Source organism: Moorena sp. SIO2C4 (assembly GCF_010672485.1).
Classification (GTDB): domain Bacteria; phylum Cyanobacteriota; class Cyanobacteriia; order Cyanobacteriales; family Coleofasciculaceae; genus Moorena; species Moorena producens.
Genome location: NZ_JAAHGN010000793.1, coordinates 1 through 3,607, shown reverse-complemented (window position 1 = coordinate 3,607; position 3,607 = coordinate 1). Strand labels below are relative to the sequence as shown.

The 3,607-nt window shown below is 45.7% G+C and carries 7 protein-coding genes; 2 read left to right on the top strand and 5 right to left on the bottom strand.

Going from position 1 to position 3,607, the window contains the following annotated elements:
- Positions 1-1,278: PIN domain-containing protein (locus F6K20_RS29165; RefSeq protein ID WP_502708892.1), on the top strand; the 1,278-nt coding region annotated here is incomplete at its 5' end.
- 83 nt (positions 1,279-1,361) lie between these two features.
- On the opposite strand, the gene F6K20_RS29160 is transcribed toward F6K20_RS29165, so the two are convergent.
- The gene (locus tag F6K20_RS29160) at positions 1,362-1,748 is read right to left on the bottom strand and encodes a type II toxin-antitoxin system VapC family toxin (protein WP_287297022.1); all 387 of its coding nucleotides are present in this window, start codon (positions 1,746-1,748) and stop codon (positions 1,362-1,364) included.
- 1 nt (position 1,749) lies between these two features.
- Positions 1,750-1,986 carry a hypothetical protein gene (locus F6K20_RS29155; RefSeq protein ID WP_287297020.1) on the bottom strand — a complete coding sequence of 79 codons (237 nt, stop codon included), beginning with the start codon at positions 1,984-1,986 and terminating at the stop codon, positions 1,750-1,752.
- A gap of 242 nt (positions 1,987-2,228) precedes the next feature.
- On the opposite strand from F6K20_RS29155, the gene F6K20_RS29150 reads away from it, so the two are divergent.
- Positions 2,229-2,351: a hypothetical protein gene (locus tag F6K20_RS29150; protein WP_287297019.1), complete on the top strand. Its 123-nt coding sequence runs from the start codon at positions 2,229-2,231 to the stop codon at positions 2,349-2,351.
- A gap of 9 nt (positions 2,352-2,360) precedes the next feature.
- On the opposite strand, the gene F6K20_RS29145 is transcribed toward F6K20_RS29150, so the two are convergent.
- The 3 genes from F6K20_RS29145 to F6K20_RS29135 all read right to left on the bottom strand — a co-directional run bounded on the left by F6K20_RS29145 (position 2,361) and on the right by F6K20_RS29135 (position 3,495).
- On the bottom strand, positions 2,361-2,990 hold the full coding sequence (locus F6K20_RS29145; protein ID WP_287297017.1) for a hypothetical protein: 630 nt from the start codon (positions 2,988-2,990) through the stop codon (positions 2,361-2,363).
- Positions 2,987-3,157 carry a hypothetical protein gene (locus tag F6K20_RS29140; protein WP_287297015.1) on the bottom strand — a complete coding sequence of 57 codons (171 nt, stop codon included), beginning with the start codon at positions 3,155-3,157 and terminating at the stop codon, positions 2,987-2,989. Before F6K20_RS29140 ends, F6K20_RS29145 begins: the two co-directional genes overlap by 4 nt.
- Positions 3,158-3,348: 191 nt before the next feature.
- A complete protein-coding gene (locus tag F6K20_RS29135; RefSeq protein ID WP_287297013.1) occupies positions 3,349-3,495 on the bottom strand; it encodes a hypothetical protein in 147 nt (48 codons plus the stop codon).
- Positions 3,496-3,607: the final 112 nt, after the last annotated feature.

The window sequence follows — 3,607 nt, the reverse complement described above, 5'->3', positions numbered from 1 at the left end:
TCAGGGCTTGACCATGAAAGGTACCGAGCCGAAGCCTTAGTGGCCTTAGCCCCCCACTTACCGGAAGAGTTGTTACCCAAAGCCTTAGATTGCGCCAGAGGGCTTGACCATGAATTCCACCGAGCCGAAGCCTTAGTGGCCTTAGCCCCCCACTTTCCCGATGTGTTACCCCAAGCCTTAGATTGCGCCAGAGGGATTTCCGATGAATCAGACCGAGCTGATGCCTTAGTGGCCTTAGCCCCCCACTTTCCCGATGTGTTACCCCAAGCCTTAGATTACGCCAGAGGGCTTTCCCATGAATACCACCGAGTCAGAGCCTTAGTGGCCTTAGCCCCCCACTTACCGGAAGAGTTGTTACCCAAAGCCTTAGATTGCGCCAGAGGGATTGACTATGAATCAGACCGAGCTGATGCCTTAGTGGCCTTAGCCCCCCACTTACCGGAAGAGTTGTTACCCCAAGCCTTAGATTACGCCAGAGGGCTTGACCATGAAAACTACCGAGCCCATGCCTTAGGAGCCTTAGTCCCCCACTTACCCGATGTATTACCCCAAGCCTTAGATTCCGCCAGAGGGATTTCCGATGAATCAGACCGAGCCCATGCCTTAGGAGCCTTAGTCCCCCACTTACCCGATGTATTACCCAAAGCCTTAGATTGCGCCAGAGGGATTTCCGATGAATCAGACCGAGCTGATGCCTTAGTGGCCTTAGCCCCCCACTTACCCGATGTATTACCTCAAGCCTTAGATTGCGCCAGAGGGATTTCCGATGAATCAGACCGAGCCCATGCCTTAGGAGCCTTAGCCCCCCACTTACCGGATGTGTTGTTACACCAAGCCTTAGATTACGCCAGAGGGCTTTCCCATGAAAACTACCGAGCCAGAGCTTTAGTCGCCTTAGCCCCCCACTTTCCCGATGTGTTACCCGAAGCCTTAGATTGCGCCAGAGGGCTTGACCATGAATCAGACCGAGCCAGAGCTTTAGTCGCCTTAGCCCCCCACTTTCCCGATGTATTACCTCAAGCCTTAGCTTGCGCCAGAGGGATTTCCTATCAATTATTCCGAACCTATGCCTTAAAGGACTTAATTAAGACCTTAACTCCTTCATCAGTTGATTTTGATCTTTGGCAACAAATTCTTGATGCTTTAGCTAGTCTAATCCGTCCCCATTTTCTTGAAGCTCTTCCTGAATTAGCTCCTTTAATTATCAAGTTTGGGGGTATTGAAGCCCTAGGAGAAACGGTGGCAGCGGTTGATGATGTTAGCCGATGGTGGAAGTAAATAAGAGGGAGCAGGGAGCAGGGAGCAGGGAGCAGATAAGAGGCAAGAGGCAAGAGGCAAGAGGCAATAGTTTTCCATCAACGTTATGGATATTTCAATAGATTGAGTTCTGATATAAAGCGATAATCTCGTTGATTTTTACTGAGTAGAGGAATTTGATTTTCAATAGCGGTAGCAGCAATTAGAGCGTCTGGGATTAGGAGTCCATGACTGAGATAGTAGCTACCCATCAACTGTTCTGCTTTGAGGGATATCTGAGCATTGAGTTGAATGATAGAAAACTGTCTGAGGAATTTATCCAAAGAGTCTAATTCTTGTTTATTTCGGCAACCAACAATTAATTCTAGTTTAGTAATAATACTGATTTGAAATAGAGATGTTTTAGATTCTCTTACCAGGCGTTCTTTAGCAAGTGAGTCGTTATTGGCAAGATCAATCAAAATATCAGTGTCAATTAGAATTACTGCCATTTTACCCCTGCCAATGCTTTTGTCTAATTCTTCTCACCCATTCGCTACTATTTTGAGTATCTTGTCGATCACTCCACATACCAATAAAAGGTTGATTGTCTAATTCCAGAGGATTAAGAGATGCCGGTTTTTTCGTTACATACTGTTTTTTGAACACCTCAATGATATCGGCAATAAGGTTTTGAGCGTCTTCTGGTAGTTCTTGAATATCTTTGGTCAGTTGTTCTAGGTCACGCATAAGTCTTAGGAAGTATGTCCAATAAATTTATATAAATCCATTATACGTAAGTATTCAGCCGTCAGCCGTCAGCCGTCAGCCGTCAGCATTCAGCATTCAGCTGACGTAACAAAGATTAAACGAATGCTTACTTGTGTTATTTAAAAGCTGATAGCTGATAGCCGTCAGCTGATAGCTGATAGCCGTCAGCTGATAACTGATAGCTGATAGCTGAATGCTAATAGCTGATAGCTGATAGCTGAATGCTTACCATTATACAAAGTAATTGCCCTACCCTTGTGAGGCCCCACACTTCCCTCTTTTTCTCGATTCCCGATTCCCGATTCCCGATTCCCGATTCCCTAATTAAAAACCACTATAATTAATTAACCGTTTCAAGTCATAATCCCGACTAAAATTTCCAGCAACTGGGTTAGCTCTTCTGGAACGATGTAGCGCTTGGGGTCTTGTTGTATGGAACGTTCAAGGCGATTAAAAGTACCGAAACGCCAGTCTTCTCCGGTGGTAACAATGCCATACAAAATTCTCTGGTCAGACTGGAGCCACTGATCAAGGGCAACCAACTCTACCGCCAGTTGAGTGAAGCCCCGTACCAGATCAGATTGTTTGGCTTCGATCACAATCAGGTTATGGTTGGCAATGTAATAATCTAAAGTTCCCCGCAGGTGTTCGTTAACAGCAATAGAATATTCAATGTAAATGCGGTGATTAGTTAGATCGACTACTTCAAACAGAATTGGTGCAATCAGGGCTTCGCGACGGGCAGTTTCGTTGATCAGCTCAATGCGCTTGCGGTTACGCTGGAGTTGGTGCAGCAGGGGTTCAATAGCAGCAGTGAAGGGTTGACGGGGGAGATCGATATGCGATCGGCGAAGCCGCGCCAAAGGCGATCGCACAAAGGTACAGTCAAATTCCGCCAAGATATCTTCTAGGGTAAAGGGAAGGTCAAAATATTGATTGAAGGTATACGACTGTCCAGCTTTGAGAATGCGGCGACGGTTCATTTGTAGTTAGTCTTCCTTTCTTGAGCAATTTCCTGCTTAATTTCCTGCACAAGCTCGATAATTTTCTCCCTTGAATCATACCCCGATTCTGTCAACGCCTGCTTTAATCCCTCTTGCAACTGTTTAGCTGACAGGAGTGGTTGCTGTTGATAGTTACTGACTTCCAAAACTTATTTACCTCCCCATCTGTTTCATCAAAAATAATAATTACTCCTACTGGCTTAGGGGGAGTCCCTTCAATTGGATAGTCTAAGGATAATTGACCTGATGGATCGATTTTTCCACTAGCAGTAATTGCTTTGATCATAACTAGTTGTGGGGGCGTAGTCAGTTAACTACTATAATTTTACAGTATTTTTCAATGGGGTGAAGTATAAAGTTCTGGTTTTAGGGAGTCGGGAATCGGGAGTTGGGAGCAGGGAAGAGATAAGAGACAAAAGACAAAAGGCAAGAGCGATGCAGCGCGGTCTTGGGGAGGCAGTGCGGTCTTGGGGGTTCCCACCATGAGCAACTGCCGTGGTTTCCCCCATGAGCGACTGCATCAAGACGGCAAGATTTAATCAACGATAGAGGAATTATGATTAGCTTTACTGGGTGTGGCTTTAACGGGTGTTATG